The organism is Microbacterium aurugineum (assembly GCF_023101205.1).
Taxonomy (GTDB): domain Bacteria; phylum Actinomycetota; class Actinomycetes; order Actinomycetales; family Microbacteriaceae; genus Microbacterium; species Microbacterium aurugineum.
Window position 1 is genome coordinate 1,927,300 of the sequence record NZ_CP078078.1, and the last position, 22,274, is coordinate 1,949,573.

The 22,274-nt window shown below is 68.4% G+C and carries 22 protein-coding genes; 9 read left to right on the top strand and 13 right to left on the bottom strand.

The window, feature by feature from the left end; all coding sequences use genetic code 11:
• Nucleotides 1–116 precede the first annotated feature (116 nt).
• From KV397_RS09385 to KV397_RS09395, 3 genes are read right to left on the bottom strand one after another with little or no spacing between them, the layout of a single operon-like run.
• On the bottom strand, nt 117–878 hold the full coding sequence (locus KV397_RS09385) for an SDR family NAD(P)-dependent oxidoreductase (RefSeq protein ID WP_047519297.1): 762 nt from the start codon (nt 876–878) through the stop codon (nt 117–119).
• Nucleotides 878–1,354: a dihydrofolate reductase gene (locus KV397_RS09390; protein WP_261811144.1), complete on the bottom strand. Its 477-nt coding sequence runs from the start codon at nt 1,352–1,354 to the stop codon at nt 878–880. The genes KV397_RS09385 and KV397_RS09390 overlap by 1 nt, the downstream gene beginning before the upstream one ends.
• Nucleotides 1,351–2,160, bottom strand: coding sequence for a thymidylate synthase (locus tag KV397_RS09395; protein WP_131490865.1), 810 nt, complete (start codon nt 2,158–2,160; stop codon nt 1,351–1,353). Before KV397_RS09395 ends, KV397_RS09390 begins: the two co-directional genes overlap by 4 nt.
• 118 nt (nt 2,161–2,278) lie before the next feature.
• Between KV397_RS09395 and KV397_RS09400 the strand changes: the two genes are divergently transcribed.
• The 3 genes from KV397_RS09400 to KV397_RS09410 all read left to right on the top strand — a co-directional run bounded on the left by KV397_RS09400 (nt 2,279) and on the right by KV397_RS09410 (nt 3,803).
• On the top strand, nt 2,279–2,692 hold the full coding sequence (locus tag KV397_RS09400; RefSeq protein WP_261811145.1) for a thioredoxin family protein: 414 nt from the start codon (nt 2,279–2,281) through the stop codon (nt 2,690–2,692).
• Nucleotides 2,693–2,714: 22 nt separating this feature from the next.
• The gene (locus KV397_RS09405; RefSeq protein ID WP_261811146.1) at nt 2,715–3,293 is read left to right on the top strand and encodes a DUF4395 domain-containing protein; all 579 of its coding nucleotides are present in this window, start codon (nt 2,715–2,717) and stop codon (nt 3,291–3,293) included.
• Nucleotides 3,294–3,377: 84 nt separating this feature from the next.
• Complete coding sequence (locus KV397_RS09410; protein WP_047519305.1) at nt 3,378–3,803, top strand: OsmC family peroxiredoxin; 426 nt, start codon at nt 3,378–3,380, stop codon at nt 3,801–3,803.
• A 15-nt stretch (nt 3,804–3,818) separates the two neighbouring features.
• Here the strand turns inward: KV397_RS09410 and KV397_RS09415 are convergent, their stop codons facing one another.
• The 5 genes from KV397_RS09415 to KV397_RS09435 form a co-directional block, all read right to left on the bottom strand.
• Nucleotides 3,819–4,256, bottom strand: coding sequence for a hypothetical protein (locus tag KV397_RS09415; protein WP_153243948.1), 438 nt, complete (start codon nt 4,254–4,256; stop codon nt 3,819–3,821).
• Nucleotides 4,256–4,996, bottom strand: coding sequence for a 4-hydroxy-tetrahydrodipicolinate reductase (gene dapB / locus KV397_RS09420; RefSeq protein ID WP_153243947.1), 741 nt, complete (start codon nt 4,994–4,996; stop codon nt 4,256–4,258). The genes KV397_RS09415 and dapB overlap by 1 nt, the downstream gene beginning before the upstream one ends.
• An 82-nt stretch (nt 4,997–5,078) precedes the next feature.
• Nucleotides 5,079–5,681: a histidine phosphatase family protein gene (locus tag KV397_RS09425; RefSeq protein WP_047519311.1), complete on the bottom strand. Its 603-nt coding sequence runs from the start codon at nt 5,679–5,681 to the stop codon at nt 5,079–5,081.
• Nucleotides 5,682–5,749: 68 nt separating this feature from the next.
• Nucleotides 5,750–6,778 carry an aldo/keto reductase gene (locus KV397_RS09430; RefSeq protein WP_047519313.1) on the bottom strand — a complete coding sequence of 343 codons (1,029 nt, stop codon included), beginning with the start codon at nt 6,776–6,778 and terminating at the stop codon, nt 5,750–5,752.
• A 220-nt stretch (nt 6,779–6,998) separates the two neighbouring features.
• Nucleotides 6,999–9,275, bottom strand: a complete 2,277-nt coding sequence (locus KV397_RS09435; RefSeq protein WP_153243946.1) for a polyribonucleotide nucleotidyltransferase — start codon at nt 9,273–9,275, stop codon at nt 6,999–7,001.
• 360 nt (nt 9,276–9,635) lie between these two features.
• Here KV397_RS09435 and KV397_RS09440 point away from each other — a divergent pair, with 360 nt between their 5' ends.
• Nucleotides 9,636–10,946 (top strand): UDP-glucose dehydrogenase family protein, encoded by a 1,311-nt coding sequence (locus tag KV397_RS09440; protein ID WP_261811147.1) that lies wholly within the window; start codon nt 9,636–9,638, stop codon nt 10,944–10,946.
• Between the two features lie 19 nt (nt 10,947–10,965).
• On the opposite strand, the gene KV397_RS09445 is transcribed toward KV397_RS09440, so the two are convergent.
• Complete coding sequence (locus KV397_RS09445; RefSeq protein ID WP_261811148.1) at nt 10,966–12,867, bottom strand: GDSL-type esterase/lipase family protein; 1,902 nt, start codon at nt 12,865–12,867, stop codon at nt 10,966–10,968.
• 247 nt (nt 12,868–13,114) lie between these two features.
• On the opposite strand from KV397_RS09445, the gene KV397_RS09450 reads away from it, so the two are divergent.
• Nucleotides 13,115–13,291 (top strand): DUF5302 domain-containing protein, encoded by a 177-nt coding sequence (locus KV397_RS09450; RefSeq protein ID WP_165875365.1) that lies wholly within the window; start codon nt 13,115–13,117, stop codon nt 13,289–13,291.
• Nucleotides 13,292–13,349: 58 nt separating this feature from the next.
• Here KV397_RS09450 and KV397_RS09455 read toward each other — a convergent pair whose 3' ends face one another.
• Nucleotides 13,350–14,789 carry a cation:dicarboxylate symporter family transporter gene (locus KV397_RS09455; RefSeq protein WP_131490858.1) on the bottom strand — a complete coding sequence of 480 codons (1,440 nt, stop codon included), beginning with the start codon at nt 14,787–14,789 and terminating at the stop codon, nt 13,350–13,352.
• Nucleotides 14,790–14,932: 143 nt separating this feature from the next.
• Between KV397_RS09455 and KV397_RS09460 the strand changes: the two genes are divergently transcribed.
• Both KV397_RS09460 and KV397_RS09465 read left to right on the top strand, forming a co-directional pair.
• Nucleotides 14,933–16,219: an ATP-binding protein gene (locus tag KV397_RS09460; protein ID WP_261811149.1), complete on the top strand. Its 1,287-nt coding sequence runs from the start codon at nt 14,933–14,935 to the stop codon at nt 16,217–16,219.
• On the top strand, nt 16,216–16,911 hold the full coding sequence (locus tag KV397_RS09465) for a response regulator (protein WP_261811150.1): 696 nt from the start codon (nt 16,216–16,218) through the stop codon (nt 16,909–16,911). The genes KV397_RS09460 and KV397_RS09465 overlap by 4 nt, the downstream gene beginning before the upstream one ends.
• A 33-nt stretch (nt 16,912–16,944) precedes the next feature.
• Here the strand turns inward: KV397_RS09465 and KV397_RS09470 are convergent, their stop codons facing one another.
• Nucleotides 16,945–17,589, bottom strand: a complete 645-nt coding sequence (locus KV397_RS09470) for an FMN reductase (RefSeq protein WP_261811151.1) — start codon at nt 17,587–17,589, stop codon at nt 16,945–16,947.
• A 1-nt stretch (nt 17,590) separates the two neighbouring features.
• Nucleotides 17,591–18,817: an LLM class flavin-dependent oxidoreductase gene (locus KV397_RS09475; RefSeq protein WP_131490854.1), complete on the bottom strand. Its 1,227-nt coding sequence runs from the start codon at nt 18,815–18,817 to the stop codon at nt 17,591–17,593.
• Between the two features lie 111 nt (nt 18,818–18,928).
• On the opposite strand from KV397_RS09475, the gene KV397_RS09480 reads away from it, so the two are divergent.
• Nucleotides 18,929–20,068, top strand: coding sequence for an acyltransferase family protein (locus tag KV397_RS09480; RefSeq protein ID WP_261811152.1), 1,140 nt, complete (start codon nt 18,929–18,931; stop codon nt 20,066–20,068).
• 5 nt (nt 20,069–20,073) lie between these two features.
• Nucleotides 20,074–20,952 carry a serine hydrolase domain-containing protein gene (locus KV397_RS09485; protein ID WP_261811153.1) on the top strand — a complete coding sequence of 293 codons (879 nt, stop codon included), beginning with the start codon at nt 20,074–20,076 and terminating at the stop codon, nt 20,950–20,952.
• A gap of 2 nt (nt 20,953–20,954) precedes the next feature.
• Here the strand turns inward: KV397_RS09485 and efeB are convergent, their stop codons facing one another.
• Nucleotides 20,955–22,259, bottom strand: a complete 1,305-nt coding sequence (gene efeB / locus KV397_RS09490; protein ID WP_261811154.1) for an iron uptake transporter deferrochelatase/peroxidase subunit — start codon at nt 22,257–22,259, stop codon at nt 20,955–20,957.
• Nucleotides 22,260–22,274 lie beyond the last annotated feature (15 nt).

Consider the following 22,274-nt stretch of genomic DNA (forward strand, 5'->3'; position numbering starts at 1 on the left):
TAGGTTCGACCGGTGGTCCCGCGGACGCGGTGACGCAGATGCACCTCTCCTCGGGGCGCACGGGTCCGAGCGCGTCCCCCGGGCCTGCGCACGTCTCTCGTCGACTCCTGTCGGCCTCAGACGCGACCGCGCCGAGCGACGCCGGACGTGAATGAGCGAGGCAGGACACGCGTCAGCGCCACGATCGCCTTGTACCGAAGTGACGGAACGGATACTGCTCTGCCGCGCGCCGCATCGCGCAGACCGGTACGGACGACATCGCGCGCATTCAGCCACATGATCGCGGGCACACCCTCCTCCCCCACGGCCAGACCCATCCGCTCATGGAAGGACGTGTGCGTGAATCCGGGGCACAGCGCGGTGACACTCACTCCGTCTCGTGCGTACTCCGCATTCGCCCAGCCGCTGAAGCCGATCAGCCAGGACTTGCATGCCGAATAGGTCGACCGGGAGATGAACCCGGCGACGGAGGCGACGTTGATGATGCGACCACCGCGCCCGCGCATCGTCTGCAGCGCCGCGTGCATCAGGCGCATCGACGCCTCGACGTGCACGCGGAGGTGTCGCACCTCGTCGTCGATGTCGTTGTCCGCGAACTGCAGCGGCAGACCGAACCCGGCGTTGTTGATCAGGAGGTCGACCGGGTCGGAGGTGTCGCGCAATCGGGCGGCGACGCGCTCGACCTCGCTCTCCACCGCGAGGTCGGCGACGAGGATCTCGACCGCGACACCGTACTCCGTGCGCAGCTCCGTCCCCAGCGCCTCCAGCGTCTCGGGTGTCCGCGCCACCAGGATGAGATCAGCTCGACGCCGTGCCAGTTGGCGCGCGAACTCAGCTCCCAGCCCCGCGCTGGCTCCGGTGATCAATGCGGTGGGCATCAGCGCTCGTACCCGAGGAAGCGGTAGCGGATGCCGGTGCGCGATGTCTGCCACTCGCCCTCGTCGACGAGTCGCCAGCCGGTCGTGGCGGGCGCATAGGCGTCTCCGGCGACGTCGATGTCGAGCTCGGTGACCTCGAGGCGATCGGCGTCGCCGATGACCTGACGGAAGATCTCCGCGCCCCCGATGATCCACGCCTTGTCCAGCCCGCGGACTGCTTCGGCGACGGTCGCCGCCCGTCGAGCGCCCTCATGGCTCCAGTCCTGTTGGCGCGTGATCACGATGTTGTCGCGCCCGGAGAGCGGGCGGAACCGTTCGGGAAGAGAGTCCCACGTCTTCCGGCCCATCACCACCGGTGCCCCGAGCGTGACGTCCTTGAAGTGAGCGAGATCCTCCGGAACGTGCCAGGGCATCCCGCCCTCCGCTCCGATCACGCCGCCGCGCGCCTCAGCCCAGATCAGCCCGACCCACGTCATACGGCCACCGCCGCCCGGATCGGCGCGTGATGCTGGTAGTCCTCGACGATGAAGTCCTCGTACCGGTAGTCGAAGATCGACTCCGGCTTCCTCGCCAGTCGCAGGGTCGGGTACGCGTAGGGCTCGCGGCTGAGCTGCTCGCGCACCTGCTCCACGTGATTGTCGTAGACGTGGCAGTCACCGCCGGTCCACACGAAGTCCCCGGGCTCCAGGCCGACCTGCTGCGCGATCATCAGGGTGAGCAGCGCATAGGAGGCGATGTTGAACGGCACACCGAGGAACATGTCGGCGCTGCGCTGATACAGCTGACAGGAGAGCTTTCCATCCGCGACGTAGAACTGGAAGAGCGCATGACACGGCGCGAGGGCCATGTCGGGGATATCTGCAGGATTCCACGCCGAGACGATCAGACGACGGGAATCGGGCGAGCGCCGGATCTGCTCGATGACCTCGGAGAGCTGGTCGATGCTGCCGCCGTCGGGAGTCGGCCAGGAGCGCCACTGCACCCCGTACACCGGGCCGAGATCGCCCGACTCGTCCGCCCATTCGTCCCAAATCGTCACGCCGTTGTCGCGCAGCCATCCGACGTTGGAATCCCCTCGGAGGAACCAGAGCAGCTCGTACGCGATCGACTTGAAGTGCACGCGCTTCGTCGTGATGAGTGGGAAGCCCTTCGCGAGGTCGAAGCGGATCTGCCGCCCGAAGACGCTCGTCGTGCCGGTACCCGTCCGATCCGACTTGTGCGTGCCGGTCTCCACGACATCGCGGAGCAGATCTTCGTAGGGGGTCGGAACGGCGGCGCTCATGACAGCCACGATACCTTCCCGCTCCCGTCACGGGGCGGATCCTGCACCGCGGAAAGCCCGTTCGTCATCATCGGAAACATCGACTCCCGATCCCACGAGGACGGCGTACTCTCGACGCATGTCGCCCGTGCTCGCCCTCGTGATCGTCCTCGGTCTCCTCGTGCTCGCCACGGCGGTCGGGGTCGTGGTTCGTCGGCGCGACGGGCGGCGGCGCGACGGGGGCAGGCTCCGGTTCGATGCCACGGACATCCCCTCGGCAGCCCTCGGCTCCCGCGCGACACTGGTGCAGTTCAGCACCGAGACCTGTGCCCGTTGCCCGCAGGTGCGACGGTTGCTGCACTCCTATGCGTCGGGCGACGACGGGCTCGCGCACATCGAGGTCGATCTGACGCACCGCCCCGACCTTTCGGCACGGTACAAGGTGCTGCAGACGCCGACGACCTTCGTCATCGACGGCTCGGGCACCGTCCACGCACGATTCCACGGTGTCCCCCACCGTCATGCACTCACCGAAGCGGTCGCGGCCGTCTGAGGCGCGAAGACTGGAAGCACACATGACCACACACGCGCGCATAGACCCCCGCGGTCCGCGATTCGCGGCCACGATCACCGCGACACTGCTGCTCGTGGCCACGTTCCTGGCGTTGACGGGGATATCCACCGCCCAGGCGGGCGCGGCGACGTTCGGCTGGTACGCCTATCAGCCGTCGACCGGCGCGACCTTCGTCCCCGGCGGATGGGCCGTGGCTGGAACGCCCCTCGTTCACCGTGCCCTGGACCCGGGATTCCTGCTCACGGTGATCATCGCCCTGCTGTTCCTATGGGCCCTCGTCTCGCCGAGGACGGCCCCCTGGGGTGCCCTGTTCCGCGCGCTGGTGCGCCCTCGGCTCGCGCCACCTGCGGAGCTTGAAGATCCGCGACCGCCTCGGTTCTCTCAGGGGGTCGGCCTCTTCGTGGTCGGCGTCGGTCTCGTTCTGCACCTCGTCGGGGTCCCCTGGGCGTTGCCGATCGCCACCGCTGCCGCCTTCATCGCCGCCTTCCTCAACGCGGCGTTCGGCTTCTGCCTCGGATGCCAGATGTACCTGCTGCTCCAGCGGGTCGGCGTGATCGGCCGGACAGCCCCCGCAGCGTGATTCCGGTTCCCTCCGAACCGAACCGTCGATAGGCTGGCCGCGACGTGACCCCTCATCCCTCGGGGCACGAGAACCGGAGGAACCATGCCCGTCACCAGCGAAGCCGCCAGCACCTGGACAGGATCGCTCATGGAGGGGTCGGGCACCGTGGCGTTCTCTTCGTCGAAGCTCGGCACCTTCCCGATCAACTGGAAGGCCCGCAGCGAAGGCAGCGACACCACGACCACGCCGGAAGAGCTCATCGCTGCCGCTCACGCCTCGTGCTTCAGCATGGCGCTCTCCCACGCCCTGGCCGAGAACGGCACGCCTCCCGAGCGAGTCGACGCGAGCGCGTCCGTCACCTTCAAGCCCGGTGTCGGCATCACCGGCAGCCACCTCAACGTCAACGCGACCGTCCCGAACCTCACTCCGGAGGCGTTCCAGGAGATCGCGAACGGAGCGAAGACCGGGTGCCCGGTGTCTCAGGCGCTCGCGGGCATCGAGATCACGCTCGAGGCGACGCTCGCCTGATCGTCGAACCCGACGTCAGGGCCGACGGAAGAGGCGGATCGCCTCGCGGATGCTGGCTCTGGCGTCTTTCCGGCGTCCGGCGGCGTCTTGCACGACGCCCAGGCGGTACCGTGCACGCCAGTCATCATGCGCGGCGTCCGCTTCCGCTGCGTACCGTGCGATGAGGGGGTCTGCGTCGGCGCGCGCGATACGCCCGCTCGGCGTCAGCTCGGTCTCCACCGGAGGCATTCCTCCCTCCGCGTCGAGCAGTCGCCCCAGGCGGTCCGCGCCGAAGCCGAACATCATCTCCCGGACGAGCGCCCAGGCACCGATCGGAGCCAGCACGAGGAGCGTGATGCCCATGCCGATCGAAATCGGAGTGCTGACCGAGATGAACATCACGGCGAGCCAGATCGCGACCGCAAGGTAGACGAGCAGCGCCGCCGCCATCAGCGCGACGCCGATCCGCGACATCACGAGCGGATGCCGATGTCGATCATGTGCTCGAGGCCGACGACCACGCCGGCGGCGCTTCGCGCGAACGGGACCGCGATGCGGATCCCGGGTGCGTAGGCGAGCGCCGAGTCCGTGGTGTCATGGGTGAACGTCAGCGATTCCCCCGGTCCGGACAGGATGACCTCCTGCTTGGCGACGACACCGGGGCGACGCAAGGAGTGAATGGGCACGCTTCCGACCTGCTGCCCCCGGGCGCGCTGATCGGCGTGCGGAGCGCTGACCGGCCCCTGCTCCGCGCGCGCGGCCGCGATGAGCTCCGCGGTACGCACGGCCGTGCCGCTGGGCGAATCGATCTTGGTCTCGCGATGCGCCTCGATGATCTCCGCGGAGCCGAAGAACGGGGCCGCCGCCGCCGCGAGGGCTGACCCGAGCACCGATCCGAGCGAGAAGTTGGGGATGAAGACCGCGCCGGTCCCGGCCGCCTCGACGAGGGGGCGCACCAGCGCGATCCGCTCGGCAGACCACCCCGAGGTCGCGACGAGCACATTGATCCCACGCTCGACGGCGGCGCGGACGACATCGATACTCACCTGCGGCGTCGATGCATCGATGACGAGGCCGGCGCCGTCCAGCTCGGAGAGTTCACTCGACGAGGTCAGCACACGGCTCACCTCGAACCCCTCGAGCTCGTCGACCACCGCATGGATGATCTGTCCGAGCTTCCCGGTGCCGCCGACGAGTGCTACCTGCGTGGTCATGCGTCCAGTCTATTTCGCGGACATCGCCCGCCATGCGGGGCGCGCGGGACCGCATCGCACCCGATTCGGGGAGCGCTCGACCTCACACGAGCAGTGCGTCGGGAATTCCGGTGCGCAGCTCCACCGGCAGGTGACCGGTGTCGTTGTGCGTGAGCAGCGTCCACGGCCGTCCCTGCTTCTGCGCGATCACCGTCAGGCCGCAGTGCGACTGGTTCAAGGTCATCCAGCGCCACTCCGGCGCCGCGAGCACCTCGCGGACGAACCAGGAGATCACGAAGTTGTGGGTGATGAGCACCTCGTGGACATCGCCGGTCTTGCGAACGAGGAACTCGTTGACGGCATCCGACATCTGTGCGCGCCCCGCCTCGATCTCCGCCTCGGTCACCGACCCGAAGAACGGTTCGAACGCAGACGGAGTGTCCTCGGTCATCCCGGTCGGCACGCAGTCGAAGAGCAGTGCCGTCGGTGCGGGGTCGACCGAGGGCAGTCGCGCGGCGATCGCCCGCGCCGTCTCGTTGGCCCGCAAGAGCGGGGAATGCCACACAGCATCGAGCGGAAGGCCGGACAACCGGTCGGCGATCAGCTCCGCCTGACGCTGCCCCCGCGGGGAGAGGGGTCCGTCGGCGAGACCATGTTCTGCGTCCTGATGTTCACCGTGTCTAACCAGATATATGTAGTGCGTCACAACTCGCTCGCTTCATTGCCAGCATCCGCCGGGCGTTCATTCCACCCTATGTCAACGGCGGACGATACTCAGTTGCCGGCCCGCGTGAGCTCGGCGAGGTGGCTCCGTGACAGCGAGACGCCGGCGCCCTGCATGAGCTCATCGACATGATCCGTCGCGAAAGCGTTCACGATCGGCGCAGCGACGGTGCGCTGCGCGAGAAGCCAGGCGATCGACACCGCCGCCACGGGCACGCCGAGCTCTTCGGCGACCTGATCGAGCGCGCGCAACACCTTGATGCCTCGTCGATTCAGGTGCCCACGCAACTGCTCGCCGCGCACGCCGCGCGAGGTGAGCGCCTTGTTGCGGTGCCGACCGGACAAGAACCCGTGCTCGAGCGCATGGGACGGCGTGACCGCCAGGTTCTGCGCGCCGGCCACGAGGCGCAGATCGCCTTCGAACGGCAGACGCCGGACCAGGTTGTACGGTGCGTCGATGACCTGCACCCGCGGGTAGCCGGCAGAGGCGAGGATGCGCGCCTCGACCAGCCGCTCCGGCGCGAGCCCGTAGGCGCCGAGCGCGCCGACCTTGCCCGCGTCCGACAGCCATTCGACGGTCGCCAGGGTGTCTTCGAGGTTGGTCGTCGCGTCGAGCGTGGCGTCGAGGTACAGCACGTCGATCCGCTCGACACCGAGTCTGGTGAGCGAGCCCTCGACCGCGCGCACGAGGTTCACGGAGCCGAGCCCGGGGTTGTCGGCATGAGCGCCGACGCGCACACTCAGGACGGCACGCTCGCTCTGTCCGCGCGAACGCAGCCACTGGCCGATGATGTGCTCGCTCCGACCACCGGAGAATCCGTCCGCGGTGTGGATCGCATTGCCACCGAACTCGACGTAGCGATCGAGGATGCCGTGGCTGGTCTCGAGGTCGACGTTCCAGCCGAACTCTGCAGCGCCGAGCATCAGCGGGAAGGTCTCGAAGCCGGTCTCGCCGAGTGGCACCCGGATGGATTCCCCTATCCCCGGACCGACGATGGGAATGGGCGCGGAGGGATGCTCGGCTGCGGCCGCGTGGTCGCGTTCCGCTGACGCTCCTGCGCCTACGCCGAACAACCGCATACTCTCTCACCCCCGCGTCGATCGGTGCGTCCCGACCTGCGTACCTGCTGGATCTGCACCCCCCGGTGCGTACTTCCGAGGGTAGGCGAATTCACACAACGTCCTGACCAATCCGGGGAACGTCGGGGAAACGCCCGATAACGATTTGGTCACACCGGAGACGACGGAACCCGGGCCCGTCCAGCGCGGACGGACCCGGGTTCCTGTTCGAGCTCTGGGCCTACTCCGCGGCAGCGGCCTCGGCAGGAGCTGCCTCGGCGGCCGGAGCGTCGTCGAGCACGGGCTCGAGCGAGAGCTTGCCGCGGTCATCGATCTTCGTGATCTTCACGAGGATCTTCTGACCGACCGACAGGACGTCATCGACGTTCTCGACCCGCTTGCCACCGGCGAGCTTGCGCACCTCGGTGACGTGCAGGAGGCCGTCCTTGCCCGGCAGCAGCGAGATGAACGCACCGAACGTGGCGATCTTCACGACGGTGCCGAGGAACTGCTCTCCGACCTCCGGGTTGGTGGGGTTCGCGATCGCGTTGACCTGAGCACGGGCGGCCTCGGCCGAGGGGCCGTCGGTCGCGCCGATGTAGACGGTGCCGTCCTCCTCGATGGAGATCTGCGCGCCCGTCTCGTCCTGGATCGCGTTGATCGTCTTGCCCTTCGGGCCGATCAGCTCACCGATCTTGTCGACCGGGATCTGCACGCTGATGACGCGCGGAGCCGTGGGCGCCATCTCGTCCGGAGCATCGATCGCCGCGTTCAGGACGTTGAGGATCGTCAGGCGAGCCTCGCGGGCCTGGGTGAGCGCACCGGCGAGCACCGACGACGGGATGCCGTCGAGCTTCGTGTCGAGCTGGATCGCCGTGACGAACTCGCTGGTACCGGCGACCTTGAAGTCCATGTCGCCGAGAGCGTCCTCGGCGCCGAGGATGTCGGTCAGTGCCGCGTAGCGGGTCTCACCGTCGACCTCGTCGGAGACGAGACCCATCGCGATACCGGCGACGGGGGCGCGCAGCGGCACACCCGCGTTCAGCAGCGACAGGGTCGACGCGCACACGGAGCCCATCGAGGTGGAGCCGTTGGAGCTCAGCGCCTCGGACACCTGACGGATCGCGTACGGGAACTCCTCGCGGCTCGGCAGCACCGGCACGAGGGCGCGCTCGGCGAGGAAGCCGTGCCCGATCTCGCGACGCTTCGGCGAACCGACACGGCCGGTCTCACCGGTCGAGTAGGGCGGGAAGTTGTAGTGGTGCATGTACCGCTTGCTCGTCGTGGGCGACAGCGAGTCGATCTGCTGCTCCATCTTGAGCATGTTCAGCGTGGTGACACCCATGATCTGGGTCTCGCCGCGCTGGAAGATCGCGGAGCCGTGCACGCGCGGGATGACCTGCACCTCGGCGTCGAGCGGACGGATGTCCGCCAGGCCACGGCCGTCGATGCGAGCGCCCTCGGTGAGGATGCGTCCACGGACGATCTTCTTCGTGACGGACTTGTACGCGGCGGAGAACTCCAGCGGAGCCGCGGCCGGCAGCGAGCCCGCCTCGGTGGCCTCGATGAGCTCGGCCTTGACGCGGTCCTTGATCGCGTCGTCAGCGGTCTGACGCTCGACCTTGTCGGCGATCTGGTAGACGTCGCTGAGCTCGGAGAAAACGCGCTCGGAGACGAAGCTGTAGACCTCGTCGCTGTACGCGGGGAAGACCGGGTACACGCCCGGCTCCTTCGACGCGGTGGCGGCGAGCTCGGCCTGAGCCTTGACGAGCTGGGCGATGAAGGGCTTCGAGGCCTCGAGGCCCTGCGCGACGATCTCCTCGTTCGGCTTCGTGGCGCCGGCCTTGATCAGGTTCCAGCTGTCCTCGGTGGCCTCGGCCTCGACCATCATGATGGCGACGTCTTCCGTGCCATCGGCCTTGGTGACCACGCGGCCGGCGACGATCAGGTCGAACACGGCCTCCGAGACCTGCTCGGCAGTCGGGAACGCGACCCACTGGTCCGCGTGCTGGCCGTTGCCGGGGATGAACGCGAGGCGCACACCGGCGACGGGGCCCGAGAAAGGCAGACCCGAGATCTGGGTCGACGCCGATGCCGCGTTGATCGCGAGAGCGTCGTAGAACTCGCCCGGTGCGATCGACAGGACGGTGATGACGATCTGGACCTCGTTGCGCAGGCCGTCGACGAACGACGGACGCAGCGGACGGTCGATCAGACGGCAGACGAGGATCGCCTCGGTGGAGGGACGACCCTCACGACGGAAGAACGAGCCGGGGATCTTGCCTGCGGCGTAGGAGCGCTCCTCGACGTCGACCGTCAACGGGAAGAAGTCGAAGCCTTCGCGCGGGTGCTTGCCTGCGCTGGTGGCCGAGAGGAGCATGGTCTCGCCGTCGAGGTACGCGGCGACTGCGCCCTGAGCCTGCTGCGCGAGGCGTCCGGTCTCGAAGCGGATGGTGCGGGTGCCGAAGCGGCCGTTGTCGAGAACGGCCTCGGTGGCGGTGATTTCAGGACCTTCCAAGAGGTCTCTCCTTCTTTGTTTAGACTCGCGAGTCCATGTGACGCGCGAGCGTGTTCAAAGGAGCGGAACGGAAGGGTTCGGGCGCGCGGGCACTCCCGCGAATCTCGCCTGCGCTGGCCACCAGTAGAAAGCCACCCGACACGTGCCGAGGAACCCACCACAGGGGACCAGCTTCTCCGCCGATCGCTCCATGAGTCGGTGTGAAGTTGTGCAGTTGACACACGTCAACCTCATCCACCCTACCAGCGCACACCCCGAATCCTGGTGTCGCTCCGAGCTTCGCGGATCCGACACGTGACGGTCAGATGCTGTTCATCCGCAGGATCCCGCGGCGCGACGAGGATCCGCTCTGCTGAGATCATGCGCATGTCAGTGATCGGCTGCGGGTACCTCGGTGCCGTGCATGCCGCGGCGATGGCCTCCCTCGGACACGATGTCACGGGTATCGACGTCGACGAGGACAAGATCGCCGCCCTCATCGCGGGGAAGGCACCGTTCTTCGAGCCTCGACTCCCGGAGATGCTCGAAGAAGGCCTCGCTTCCGGACACCTGCGATTCAGCAGCCGGATGGCGGATGCCGCGGGCGCGGACGTCCACTTCCTCGCGGTCGGAACGCCTCAGATTCCCGGAGGTCACGCCGCGGATCTCCGCTACGTCGATGCGGCGATCGACGCGCTGCTCCCCCACTTGCGCCGCGGGGACGTCGTCGCGGGCAAGTCGACCGTGCCCGTCGGGACCGCCGGGCGACTGGCACCGCTCATCGCCGCGTCGGGAGCGACCCTGGTCTGGAACCCCGAATTCCTCCGCGAAGGGTGGGCGGTGCACGACACCCTGACCCCGGATCGTCTCGTGGTCGGTGCGGAACAAGGGGGTGACGGCACGCGCGCCGTCGCCACCCTGCGCGAGGCGTACGCCGCGGCCGTCGACGCCGGAACACCCTTCCTGGTCACCGACCTCGCCACGGCCGAGCTGGTCAAGGGGGCGTCGAACGCCTTCCTCGCCACCAAGATCTCCTTCATCAACGCGATGGCGGAGATCGCCGAAGCCTCCGAGGCGGACATCACGCTGCTCGCCGATGCCCTCGGGCTGGACAGCCGTATCGGGCGACGCTACCTCGGCGCGGGTATCGGCTTCGGTGGCGGGTGCCTGCCGAAGGACATCCGCGCCTTCGCCGCGCGCGCAGATGAGCTCGGTCGCGGCGAAGCGGTCGGCTTCCTGCGCGAAGTGGACATGATCAACCTGCGACGCCGCGACCGGGCCGTGCGCCTGGTGGTCGATGCGCTCGGCGGACTCGTGTTCGGGCGCCGGATCGCGGTCCTCGGAGCGGCGTTCAAACCGTTCAGCGATGACATCCGTGATTCTCCGGCTCTGGATGTCGCCGTGCGCCTGCGAGGTCTCGGAGCAGACGTCGTCGTGACCGACCCTGCGGCGATCGACAACGCCGTCGCCGCGCACCCGCAACTGGGATATGCCCGCGAGCGCGACGACGCGCTGCGCGACGCCGATGCCGTGGTGATCGTGACCGAATGGGACGAATACCGGCGTGAGCTCTCGCCGGAGCACGCGGGCGGGCTGGTCCGCGGGCGGATCGTCATCGATGGACGCAACTGTCTCGACGCGGCGGCGTGGCGCGCCGCCGGCTGGCAATATCACGGCATGGGTCGACGCTGACCCCCCGTCCTGAGGGGACTCAGCCGACGAACGCGGATCGGGGAGCCGACGATCCTCCGAGGCGGACGTAGTCATCGTGCTTCGCCGTCCGCCCGTCGCCCGCAACGCGACCGTGCAGACGACGCCAGACCCAGGGCAGTGCGTGACGCCGCCACCACGCCCCCACGCCGAGGGGCTCGTGCTCGTGCAGTGCGGCATCGAGCGCTCCGAGAGCGTCGGCGTCCGGCACCCCGAGGAGCTCACCCGCCCGATACGCGAGGAAGCGATGCCCCCGGCTGCTCAGATGAACCAGGTCTTCGCCCCAGTTCGGGTGTTCGGCCAGCTGAGGGTGCAGATCCGTGTCGATCAGCATGGCCCCGGTGCGCGCCGCGATCCCGGTCAGAGCCGTCGCGTAGGCGGAGAACCTGCGGGTGTAGATCCACGCCGCACGGCGACCGGGGAGGAACGGCGTCACGAGGAGCACGTCGGCACCGATCGCCCGCAACCGCCGCACCGCGACCTCGAGCTCTGCGGCGAGCGCGGAGACATCGACACGGCGCTTCACGAGGTCGTTGGCTCCGATCAAGATCGACACGAGGTCCGGGCGAAGCTCGAGGGCCCTGGTCAGCTGGACGCCGGCGACGTCGTGCACTCGCTGGGAGCGGACGGCGAGGTTCGCGTAGTGCAGGTCGCCCCGGGCGGCGAGCAGCAGGGCGAGGCGATCGGCCCAGCCACGGAGGGTCCCGTCGGGGGCCGGATCGCACAGTCCCTCCGTGAGTGAGTCGCCGAGCGCGACATAGCGGTGCCACTTCCCATCGGTGACCGGCGCGGGCGGCTCCGGTCGCACGCGCCTGCGCGCGCGGGCGCGGGAATCCGCGTGGTGCAGCGCCTGCGCCTCGTCGAAGTACTCGAGGAGCCGGTCGCACACGCCGGTCCAGCTGCGGCTCTGCACGGCGTCGCGTCCGGCTTCCCCGAACGCCCGGCGTTTGCGGGTGTCGCCGGCGAGATCGGCCACGCGCGCACGGAGGTCGTCGAGGTCCCCCGGGCGGTACAGCCACCCGTCGATGCCCATGCGCACCAGGTCCAGGGGTCCGCCACGCCCGGTGGCGATGACGGGGACACCGCTGGCATGGGCCTCTTGCAGTGTCTGTCCGAAGGTCTCGCTCTCCCCCGGGTGCACGAACAGGTCGAACGACGCGATCGCTGCGGCGAGCGCGTCACCGTCGAGGTGTCCGAGGAAAAGGGCATCCGGGAGCACGGTCTCGAGCTGCGCTCTGCTGGGCCCGTCCCCGACGATCACGAGCCGGGCGCCCGGGATGTCGCGGAGGACGACGAGGTCCTCGACCTGTTTCTCGGGGGCGAGCCGACCGACGTAGCCGATCACGACGTCGGCGCCCCAGGTCGCACGGAGCGCGGGGTCGCGTCGCGTGGGTTGGAAGCGCTCGGCATCGACCCCTCTCCCCCAGCGGCGGACACGGTCCACACCGAGTGCGGCGAGCTGCTGCGCCGCATCGGCGGAGGGCGCGAGGGTCATCGTCGCCCGCCGGTGCAGTCGTGCGATGTGCGTCTGAGCGATCCCCGTGGTCGCCGCCATCCGGTACCTCTCGGTGTAGGCGGCCACGTCCGTCTGATACGCGGCGACGCTCGCGACGTCGAGCCGCTCGGCGGCGAGCACGCCCCGCCAGCCGAGAGCGAACGGGGAGGCGAGATGGAGGACGTCGGGCGCGAAGCGTCGCAGGGAGGAAGCGATGCGTTGCGCACCCGACGTTCCCACCCTCACGTCGGGGTAGCCGGGCAGTCCGAGACTCGGGATCGCCTCGATCGGGGCGCCGTCGACCTGTTCGGGGACGCCGACGGCGGCCGGAGCCACGACATGTGCCTGGTGACCTCTCTGCTCGAGGTGGCGCAGGATCTGGAGGACGGAGCCGGTGACGCCGTTCATGTGCGGAAGGAAGGATTCTGTGACGATCGCTACTCTCACATCCCCAGGATGACGGCACTCGAACGCCGCATCGTCGGAAGACGGCACTCGGCACCGGATGTTCACCGGATGCTGGTCGACGGGTCACCGGCTATCCGATCTCCGGTTCCCGAGTCGGTCGCTCCGGCGACCGACTCGGGCCCGCTGCTCGCCGGGTGCGCGATCGAGAGAGGGTGACCCGTTGCACCGGGTGCTCTAGGCTCAGGTCATGAGCACCGAAGAAGGCGCCTCCTCGTCTGAGGAGATGAAGCGCAAGTTCAAGGAAGCGCTCGAGAAGAAGAACGCGCACCAGCGGCAGGGCGAGGCACACCTCGACGGCGATTCCGCCGTCCACAGCGCGCACGCCCCGCAGACCCGGCGCGAGTTCCGACGCAAGAGCGGTTGACCGCGCGGATGCGGGAGTCCATTCCTCGGACTCCCGCATCCCTCTCTCCTTCTTTCGATCAGGCGCTTCCGGCCCGCATCCGAGCGCGCTCCTCTTTCGCCGCCATCTCCGTGAGAGCCGCCTCGCGCAGGTCCTGGACATCGGCCCCTTGCGACCCGCCCGATGTCGCGTGCGCGTCCACCCCATCGAGCAGCGATTCGTCGAACGGCAGCTCGCCGCCGAGGACCCGGCGCACGCGCGCCCGGTCGATCTGCTTCGTCCAGGTGCCGATCAGGAGCGTAGCCACAGCGTTGCCGGTGAAGTTCGTGAGGGCGCGACCCTCGGACATGAAGCGGTCGATGCCGACGATCACCCCGACGCCGTCGACGAGATCGGGACGATAGGCCTGCAGACCACCGGCGAGCGTCGCCAGCCCTGCGCCGGTGACCCCGGCTGCGCCCTTGCTCGCGATGATCATGAACACCAGCAGTCCGATCTGCTCGCCGATCGACATCGGCTGCCCCATCCCGGTCGCGATGAACAGCGATGCCATGGTCAGGTAGATCGCCGTGCCGTCGAGATTGAACGAGTATCCCGTCGGAACCGTGATGCCGACCACCGGCTTGGAGACGCCGACGAACTCCATCTTCGCGATCAGACGCGGGAGCGCGGACTCCGAGGAAGAGGTACCGACGATCAGGAGGTACTCCCGTCCCAGGTACTTCATGAGCGAGAAGATGTTCACCCGAGCCACCGTCCAGAGCAGCGCTCCCAAGACCACGACGATGAACAGGATGCACGTGATGTAGAACGCACCCATCAGGATGCCCAGGCTCCAGATCGCTGCGATCCCGGTCTTGCCCACCACCGCCGCGATCGCACCGAACGCCCCGATCGGGGCCAGCCACAGGATCATCCCGAGAATGCGGAACACGAGCTTCTGGAGTTGCTTGACCGCCTCCATGATGGGTGCCCCGCGCTCACCGAGCCCCTGCAGCGCGAAGCCGACGAGGAGCGCGATGAACAGCACCTGCAGCACACTCTCACCGGTGAAGGCCGAGAAGAACGTGGTCGGGATGATACCCAGGATGAACTCCTGCGTCGTCTTCGCCTCCGTGTCGGCCGCGTCATAGGTCGCGGAGGCCATGTCCAGTCCGGCGCCGGGGTGGATGATGTTGCCCACGAGCAGTCCGATCGCGAGTGCGAACGTCGACATCACCATGAAGTAGAGCAGTGCCAGCCCGCCGATCTTGCCCACGGTCGCGGCCTTGGCGATGGAGCCGACCCCGACGACGATCGTGCAGAAGATGATCGGCGCGATCATCATCTTGATCAGCGCGACGAAGCCCTTGCCGAGAGCTTCGAACCCCTGGCCGATCTCCGGCCAGACCAGACCCACCACGGCACCGAGCACCACGGCGATCAGGACGGACACGTAGAGCCACGTATGCCTGTCCCACGCGTGCTTCCCCCGTCGCCAGTTGAACTTCGGGAGTGCGAATCCTGTCGTGAGCGCCATGCGTCCTCCTTGATCGTCGACGTCGTCGTCCGGTGGCGGCTGCGGTGCCGCCGATCGGGTCCCAGAGTCGCCGACTTCGCGGCGCAGCACGATTTGTGGTCGTATTGGTCTCGGCACGGACCATCGACGATCGGAGGCACGCGATGACGCGCACCTCCCCCGGGCGCAGCACCGCCTCTCGCGTGTTCTTCGTGCTGCTCGGCGCGACCGTCGTGATCGGCGTGCTGGTGGCCGGTTTCCTCGTCGTGGAGGCCCAACGGGCGCTCCGGACCGAGGCGGAGCGGGTCACGGCTGCCACCGCGGAGGCCCTGGCGGTCTCGCCGGTGGTCGTGGCCGGGCTCGCCGGCACGGACGCCGAGGCAGCCTCCGACGTGCTCGAGCCCTACACGCTGGACGTGATCGCGCGCGCGGACCTCGACTTCATCACGATCATGACGCCCGACGGCATCCGGATCACGCACCCCGATCCGGCACAGATCGGCAAACGCTACCTCGGAACGATCCCGACCGCCGCCCGCAGCCTCACAGAGGTCTTCACCGGCACGCTCGGACCGTCCGTGCGGACGATCGTGCCCGTGACCGCCGTAGACGGAGAGGTGATCGGGTGGGTCTCGGCCGGCGTCACGACCGAGACCATCAGCGACACCCTGATCCGCCGGCTGCCCCTCACCCTCGGCATCACCGCCGGGCTGATCGCACTCGGCGCGGCCGGGGCCGTGATCGCGCGGCGGGCGACGCGGCGCATCACTGGAGATCTTCCGCCGGGGCAGCTGCGAGATGCGGTCTCTTCTTACGAGTCGATCCGTACGCTCGGCGATGCCCTCCGCGCCCAGACCCATGAACACGGGAACCGGATGCATGCCGCCGTCGCCCTGCTCGAGCTGGGTCGCAGCGCCGAAGCCATCGAGATCCTGACCGAGACGTCTCGCCAGAGTCAATCTCTCGTCGATCAGGTCACGGCGCGGCGTCACGGCGACCCGGCCGTCGGTGCGCTGCTCCTCGGGAAAGCGTCGCAGGCCAAAGAGCGTGGCATCGACTGGCGCGTGCACATCGAGCCGGAGACTCCGCGTACCCCGCTCTCGCCGGTCGACGCCGTCTCGGTGCTCGGCAACCTCGTGGACAACGCGATGGATGCGGCCGCCGAGTCCGAGGATCGCTGGGTGCGGGTGTCCCTGCGCTCCGGGGAGGAAGGTGAGGTGGTGCTCGAGGTCTCCGACAGCGGCCCGGGTATCCCGCGAGCCCAGCAGGACCGGATCTTCGAACAGGGCTACTCGACCAAGCCCGCGGACGCCCAGGGACGAGGCGTCGGCTTGGCACTCGTGCGGTCCGTGGTCACCGGAGCAGGCGGCACGGTCTCGATCAGTGACGGGCCGACGACGTTCCGCGTCGTCCTGCCCGCAGCGACCGGGCCGCGGAGGTCACGCCCATGATCCGCACGCTGCTCGTCGACGACGATGCCCTCACGCTCGAACTCCACCGCGACTACCTGGCCCGCCTCGACGGGTTCATCGTCGCCGGAGAGTGCAGCAGCGCCCGCGCAGCCTTGAACGCGGTGCTCGATCGGCCCGGCGCCGCTGCCTTCGACCTCGTCCTGCTCGACATCACCATGCCGGACGGGTCGGGGATCGATGTGCTGCGGACGCTGCGTGCTCGGGCGGAAGCCACCGACGTCATCGCGATCACCGGGGTGCGCGACGCCGAGACCGTCCGTCAGATGGCGGCCCTCGGCGTCTACCACTACCTGATCAAGCCGTTCCCGTTCGCCGTGTTCCAGGAGCGGATGGACGGGTACCGCGCCCATCGGGAGCAGGCCACGACGACCGCAGGCGAAGCGACGCAGGCGGAGGTCGACGCCCTCCTCGGCCGTGCCACGGGCACGGTCGCCGTGCCGAAGGGCCTGTCCGTCGCGTCGCTCGAGAAGATCAGCGCCGTGTTGCGGACCTCCGGCCCGCTGTCGGCACGGGAGGCCGCCGAACGGCTCGGGATGTCCCGGGTCGCCGCGCGTCGGTACCTCGAGCACCTCGTGGCGGAGGGCGTGCTCACGCGGGCGGCGCGCTACGGGACGCGCGGACGCCCGGAGACCGAGTACGACTGGAAGCGGCGGACCGGACCGACCGCCTGACCGTCACCCGTCAGGGGCGAGTCGTGCTCCGGCTCACTCGCCGGCCAGCCCGCCCAGCATGTGCCCGAACGAGCGCCCCTCGCCCAGGTACGTGGCGGGGTCGTACGGGTCTTCGACCGTCGTCTCCGCCCGACGGATGATCGCCTCTGCGAGCTCTCTGGCTCCTCGCTCCACACGCTTGCCGAGCGGAGCCACATCGTCGCCGGAACCACCCCAGTCGCTCGACGCGGCGAACACCCCGGTCGAGACGGCATCGGCGTGGAGGTAGGCGAAGAGCGGCCGGATGGCGTAGTCGATCGCGAGAGAGTGTCGCGCCGTGCCGGCGTTCGCACCGATCAGCACGGGCTTGCCCCGGAGGGAATCCGGGTCGAGCACATCGATGAACGACTTGAAGAGCCCCGAGTAGCTCGTCGAGAAGATCGGCGTCACCGCGATGAGAGCGTCGGCCGAGACCACGGTGTTGATCGCGGTCTCGAGCGCAGGCGGTGCGAAGCCGGTGAGCATGTTGTTGGTGATGTCGTGTGCGTAGTCGCGAAGCTCGATGACATCGACACTCGCCTGGATGTCCTGCTCGGCGAGCGCCTTGACGGTCTCGGTCGCGAGCCGGTCGGCGAGCATCCGCGTGGAGGACGGGTTCGACAGGCCGGCGGAGACGACGGCGATACGACGCGTGGTCATCTCACGCCTCCTTCCGGCCGAGCCCGAATGCCGCGCCGGCGGGGGCAGGAGAGTCCTGATACGGCGAGTCGCCGGTCAGGTTGTCACCGCGGTTGGCGCCGGGACGGGCCTGACGGGTCGGCCCGTCCCCGAACTCGGCCTTGACGCGTGCCGCGTGGGTCGGCGCGTCGGGTACCGCGGCAGGACGGTCGTTCGCGAGTTCCTTGCGGAGCACGGGCACGACCTCGGAGCCGAGGATGTCGAGCTGCTCCAGCACCGTCTTCAGCGGCAGGCCCGCGTGATCGATCAGGAACAGCTGTCGCTGGTAGTCGCCGTAGTGCTCCCGCATGGCGGCGTAGCGGTCGATGACCTGTTGCGGGGAGCCGACGGTGAGCGGAGTCATCTCGGTGAAGTCCTCCATGCTCGGCCCGTGGCCGTAGACCGGCGCGTTGTCGAAGTATGGACGGAACCGGTTGACCGCGTCCTGCGAGTTCGCAGCCATGAACACCTGTCCGCCCAGACCCACGATGGCCTGCTCCCTGGTCCCGTGGCCGTAGTGCTCAAAGCGCTGCCGGTACAGCTCGATCAGGCGCTGGTAGTGCTCCTTCGGCCAGAAGATGTTGTTCGCGAAGAAGCCGTCACCGTAGTAGGCGGCCTGCTCCGCGATCTCCGGGGTGCGGATGGACCCGTGCCAGACGAACGGCGGGATGCCGTCGAGCGGACGAGGCGTCGAGGTGAAGCCCTGCAACGGAGTGCGGAACTTCCCCTCCCAGTCGACCACGTCCTCACGCCACAGCTTGTGCAGCAGCGCGTAGTTCTCGATCGCGAGCGGGAGTCCCTGACGGATGTCCTGCCCGAACCAGGGATACACCGGTCCGGTGTTGCCGCGGCCGAGCATGAGGTCCATGCGGCCGTCGGACACGTGCTGGAGCATCGCGTACTCCTCGGCGATGCGCACGGGGTCGTTCGTGGTGATGAGCGTCGTCGACGTGGAGACGATGAGGCGCTCGGTCTGCGCGGCCAGTGCCGCCAGGAAGGTCGTGGGGCTGGAGGACCAGAACGGCGGGTTGTGGTGCTCGCCGATGGCGAAGACGTCGAGTCCGACCTCTTCCGCGTGGACGGCGATGGCCGTCGTCGCCTTGATGCGCTCCTGCTCGCTGGGGGTGATGCCGGTGAGGGGGTCGCGGGTGATGTCGCTGACCGACATGATGCCGAACTGCATCGCCTGCGCGCCTGACTGCTCGCTCATGATTGCTCCGTGTTCTCCGAACCGGATGACTCGCATCCGGTTCTATTCACTTGAATGTAACTGTGTCAACGCGCTCACAGCAACTTTATTCCCGGGCTGTAATCTCGGACGATGAGCAGTACCGGCGCCGACCTCACAGGGCCCACCACAGGTTCGATCCCGCGACGAAGACGGCGCGTGCCGTTCTGGGACAACGCACGATACTTGTGCATCGTGCTCGTCGTCCTCGGACACGCGATACAACGCCTCACCTACGACTCCGACATCGCGTTCGCCCTCTATCTCGCGCTGTACGCGTTCCACATGCCGGCGTTCGCGATCATCTCCGGGTACTTCTCCAAGTCCGGCTCCCCCACCAAGACGCAGATGGCCCGGGTGATCACGGACATCATCCTCCCCTACGTGATCTTCGAGACGCTCTGGACCCTCACCAAGTGGGCCGTGGAAGGCGAGGCATCGCCCAACTTCACGAAGCCGAGCTGGACGCTCTGGTTCCTCCTCGCCCTCGGCATCTTCCGCCTGATCCTCCCCTACCTCGCGCTGCTGCGCTGGCCGTTGCTGTGGACCGTCCTGATCTCGATCGGCTCGGGCTATCTCCCGAACGTCAACAGCACCTTCTCCCTGTCCCGCACGCTCGGACTCCTCCCGTTCTTCGCGCTCGGCTGGTGGCTCCACGAGCATGACATCGTCGATCGACTGCGGTTGCTCGACTTCCGCCCGTGGTGGATCCGCGCTGCCGCGGTCGCCGTCCTCGCCGCAACGGGCTGGGCGGCCTGGAACTGGCTGCCCCTCTGGCAGGCCATCGACCTTCGACACTGGCTGTTCTATGAGGACGCCTACTCCGATCTGGGCGGCGACCAGTGGTGGGCGGGCGGGATCCGGATCGCCCTGATGCTGCTGGCCGTCGTGCTGTGCGCGGCGTTCTTCCTCCTGATCCCCCGCGGTTCGTATTGGTGGACCTCCTTCGGTCAGTACACGATGTACGTCTACCTGCTGCACTCCTTCGTGCTTTATCCGTTCCGCGAGACAGGCGTCCTCCGAGACCTCGAACCCACCTGGCTCTGGCTGCCTCTGGTCACCGCACTCTCCGTGCTCGTCGCACTTCTGCTCGCGACCCGGCCGGTGCGCTGGGTCTTCCGCCCGCTGATCGAACCGCGCCCGGGGTGGCTCTTCGCCGACCCCGAGCTCACTCGACGGGAAGGGCGTCGCAACGATCCCACCGGCTCGCGGCGTCCGCGTCCGACCTCGTGACGGCCATGAGCGTGGCGCACACCGTGCGCGACAGCATCGTGGAGGCAGCCACGCTCTCCGGCTTCGGCGCACACGGACTGCACGTGCGCATCGGCGACGCCGAGGCCGAGCACCGGTGGACCGCCGACGTCCGGGAAGACGTGCACTCCGTCGCGAAGGGCGTCTGCGTCCTGGGCGCTGCCCTCGCCGCCGACGAGGGGCTGGTCGACGTCGACGAACCGGTGGTCGCCTCTCTTCCCGACTTCGCGCACGGTGAGGGGGTCGACGAGGTGACGCTGCGCCATCTCCTGACGATGTCGAGCGGGATCGATCTCCCCTGGTCGGAGACCCTGATGACGGATTGGCCCGACCTGGCGCGCGAGTTCCTCCGACGCCCATCACGCGGGCGCGTCTTCCAGTACTCCAACGCGAGCACCTACACCGCGATGACGGCTCTCGCGGCGCGAGTGGGCGACGTGGGCGAGTATCTGGATGCGCGGCTCTTCGCTCCGCTCGGCATCTCCGACGTCGCCTGGGCACGCTGCCCGAACGGACGCATCGAAGCCGGCGGCGGCCTCCCCCTTCGTACGAACGAGATGGCGCGCATCGGGCTGCTGATCCGAGACCGCGGGCAGTGGCGAGGGAGACGGCTGGTGTCGCCGGAGTGGATCGACGCGATGCATGAGGATGCCGTCGTCGCCGGCGAGAACCCCGGATACGACCGCTATGGGCTCGCGGGATGGGGCGGCCCCGGCCCTGCGTGGCGGCTGCATGGAGCGTACGGTCAGCTCCTGATCTTCCTCGACGACGCGGTCGTGACGATCAGCGCGAACGACCATGCCGGTGCCGACGCGATGGCGGCCTCGGTGGTCGCGATCCTCGAGGACGCCCTGCCGACGCCCTGAGGTCAGGCGAAGAGATCGGCTCCGATGTACGACCCCGGCTTCACCCCGGCGGGAACCGCCCAGATCCCTGAACCGACGTGCCGGATGTACTCGTTCATCCGATCGGTCGAGAGTCGCCGCTGCAGGGAGACGAACTGCGCCGGATCGCGCTGGTAGGAGAGGAAGAACAGCCCGGCGTCGAGTCGTCCGAGATCGTTGTTGCCGTCGACGTAGTTGTATCCACGACGAAGGATCCGGATGCCGTCGTTGTGCTCGGGATGCGCGAGGCTCATATGACTGTTCTCGTCGATCGCGGTGCCCTGGAAGTCGGGCGCGGTGAACTCGTCGCCCCCGGAGAGAGGCGCCCCCTCCCCCTTGTCCCGCCCGATGATCGCATCCTGCTCGGACAGGCGCACCCGGTCCCAGGTCTCGATCAGCATCGCGATCTTGCGGGCGACGAGGTACGAACCGCCGGCGAGCCACGCGGGCTCATCCTGGGTCGAGACCCAGACATGATCCCTGAGCGCGGCGGCGTCATCGGCGAGGATGTTCGCCGTACCGTCTTTGAAACCGAACAGGTTGCGCGGCGTCGCCTGCGTCGTCGTGGTGCGCGACGTCTTGCCGAACCCCAGCTGCGACCAGCGCAAGCGCGCGCGTCCGAACGCGATGCGGCTGAGGTTGCGGATCGCGTGCACGGCCACCTGCGGATCATCCGCACACGCCTGGATGCACAGGTCTCCGTGGGATGCCTGCGGGTCGAGGTCGTCCCCGAGGAACGCCGGCAAGCGCTCCAGCCCCGCCGGCCGCTGCGCAGCGATCCCGTAGCGGTCGCCTTCCTCGTTCTCGAACAGTCCCGGACCGAAACCGAAGGTGAGGGTGAGTCCCGAGGCAGGAAGGCCCAGGGCCTCACCCGTGTCGTCCGGAGGCGCTTCGGCCGACCCTCCGACGGCACCCGTCGCGCTGACCTCGAGGCCCTGCGCCATCCGCGAGGCCGCATACGACCAATCCTGCAGCAGCGAGATCAGGTCCTCCCGGTCCGTGCGCGGCATCATGTCGAAGCTCGCGAAGTGGAGGTGATCCTGCACCGGGGTGGTGATGCCGGCCTGGTGCTCGCCGAAGAAGCCGTACGCCGAGTGCGCGTCCTCCGCCGCTCGCGCGCGACCCAGCGCCACACCTCCGGCGAGCCCGGCGCCCGCTCCGACGGCGAGCCCCGCCACACTTCCGCCGATCGCCAGACCGAGGAGCCCTCGTCGGCTCAATCCACCGGGGGCGGATGCATCGCGCGTCGCCGCCTCGTCGGGCGCGGCGCCCTCTTCAGGTTCGTTCACGTCCGTGATGGTATC

What these genes read in the sequence shown, in the direction of transcription:
- KV397_RS09450 (WP_165875365.1), top strand. Translation starts at nt 13,115, where the DNA reads ATGAGCACCGAAGAAGGCGCCTCCTCGTCTGAGGAGATGAAGCGCAAG.
- KV397_RS09475 (WP_131490854.1), bottom strand. Translation starts at nt 18,817, where the DNA reads ATGAGCGAGCAGTCAGGCGCGCAGGCGATGCAGTTCGGCATCATGTCG.
- KV397_RS09385 (WP_047519297.1), bottom strand. Translation starts at nt 878, where the DNA reads ATGCCCACCGCATTGATCACCGGAGCCAGCGCGGGGCTGGGAGCTGAG.
- KV397_RS09465 (WP_261811150.1), top strand. Translation starts at nt 16,216, where the DNA reads ATGATCCGCACGCTGCTCGTCGACGACGATGCCCTCACGCTCGAACTC.
- KV397_RS09415 (WP_153243948.1), bottom strand. Translation starts at nt 4,256, where the DNA reads ATGTCGCGGATCGGCGTCGCGCTGATGGCGGCGGCGCTGCTCGTCTAC.
- KV397_RS09390 (WP_261811144.1), bottom strand. Translation starts at nt 1,354, where the DNA reads ATGACGTGGGTCGGGCTGATCTGGGCTGAGGCGCGCGGCGGCGTGATC.
- KV397_RS09455 (WP_131490858.1), bottom strand. Translation starts at nt 14,789, where the DNA reads ATGGCGCTCACGACAGGATTCGCACTCCCGAAGTTCAACTGGCGACGG.
- KV397_RS09400 (WP_261811145.1), top strand. Translation starts at nt 2,279, where the DNA reads ATGTCGCCCGTGCTCGCCCTCGTGATCGTCCTCGGTCTCCTCGTGCTC.
- KV397_RS09430 (WP_047519313.1), bottom strand. Translation starts at nt 6,778, where the DNA reads ATGCGGTTGTTCGGCGTAGGCGCAGGAGCGTCAGCGGAACGCGACCAC.
- KV397_RS09410 (WP_047519305.1), top strand. Translation starts at nt 3,378, where the DNA reads ATGCCCGTCACCAGCGAAGCCGCCAGCACCTGGACAGGATCGCTCATG.
- KV397_RS09440 (WP_261811147.1), top strand. Translation starts at nt 9,636, where the DNA reads ATGCGCATGTCAGTGATCGGCTGCGGGTACCTCGGTGCCGTGCATGCC.
- dapB (WP_153243947.1), bottom strand. Translation starts at nt 4,996, where the DNA reads ATGACCACGCAGGTAGCACTCGTCGGCGGCACCGGGAAGCTCGGACAG.
- KV397_RS09405 (WP_261811146.1), top strand. Translation starts at nt 2,715, where the DNA reads ATGACCACACACGCGCGCATAGACCCCCGCGGTCCGCGATTCGCGGCC.
- KV397_RS09480 (WP_261811152.1), top strand. Translation starts at nt 18,929, where the DNA reads ATGAGCAGTACCGGCGCCGACCTCACAGGGCCCACCACAGGTTCGATC.
- KV397_RS09460 (WP_261811149.1), top strand. Translation starts at nt 14,933, where the DNA reads ATGACGCGCACCTCCCCCGGGCGCAGCACCGCCTCTCGCGTGTTCTTC.
- KV397_RS09395 (WP_131490865.1), bottom strand. Translation starts at nt 2,160, where the DNA reads ATGAGCGCCGCCGTTCCGACCCCCTACGAAGATCTGCTCCGCGATGTC.
- KV397_RS09445 (WP_261811148.1), bottom strand. Translation starts at nt 12,867, where the DNA reads ATGAACGGCGTCACCGGCTCCGTCCTCCAGATCCTGCGCCACCTCGAG.
- KV397_RS09470 (WP_261811151.1), bottom strand. Translation starts at nt 17,589, where the DNA reads ATGACCACGCGTCGTATCGCCGTCGTCTCCGCCGGCCTGTCGAACCCG.
- KV397_RS09485 (WP_261811153.1), top strand. Translation starts at nt 20,074, where the DNA reads ATGAGCGTGGCGCACACCGTGCGCGACAGCATCGTGGAGGCAGCCACG.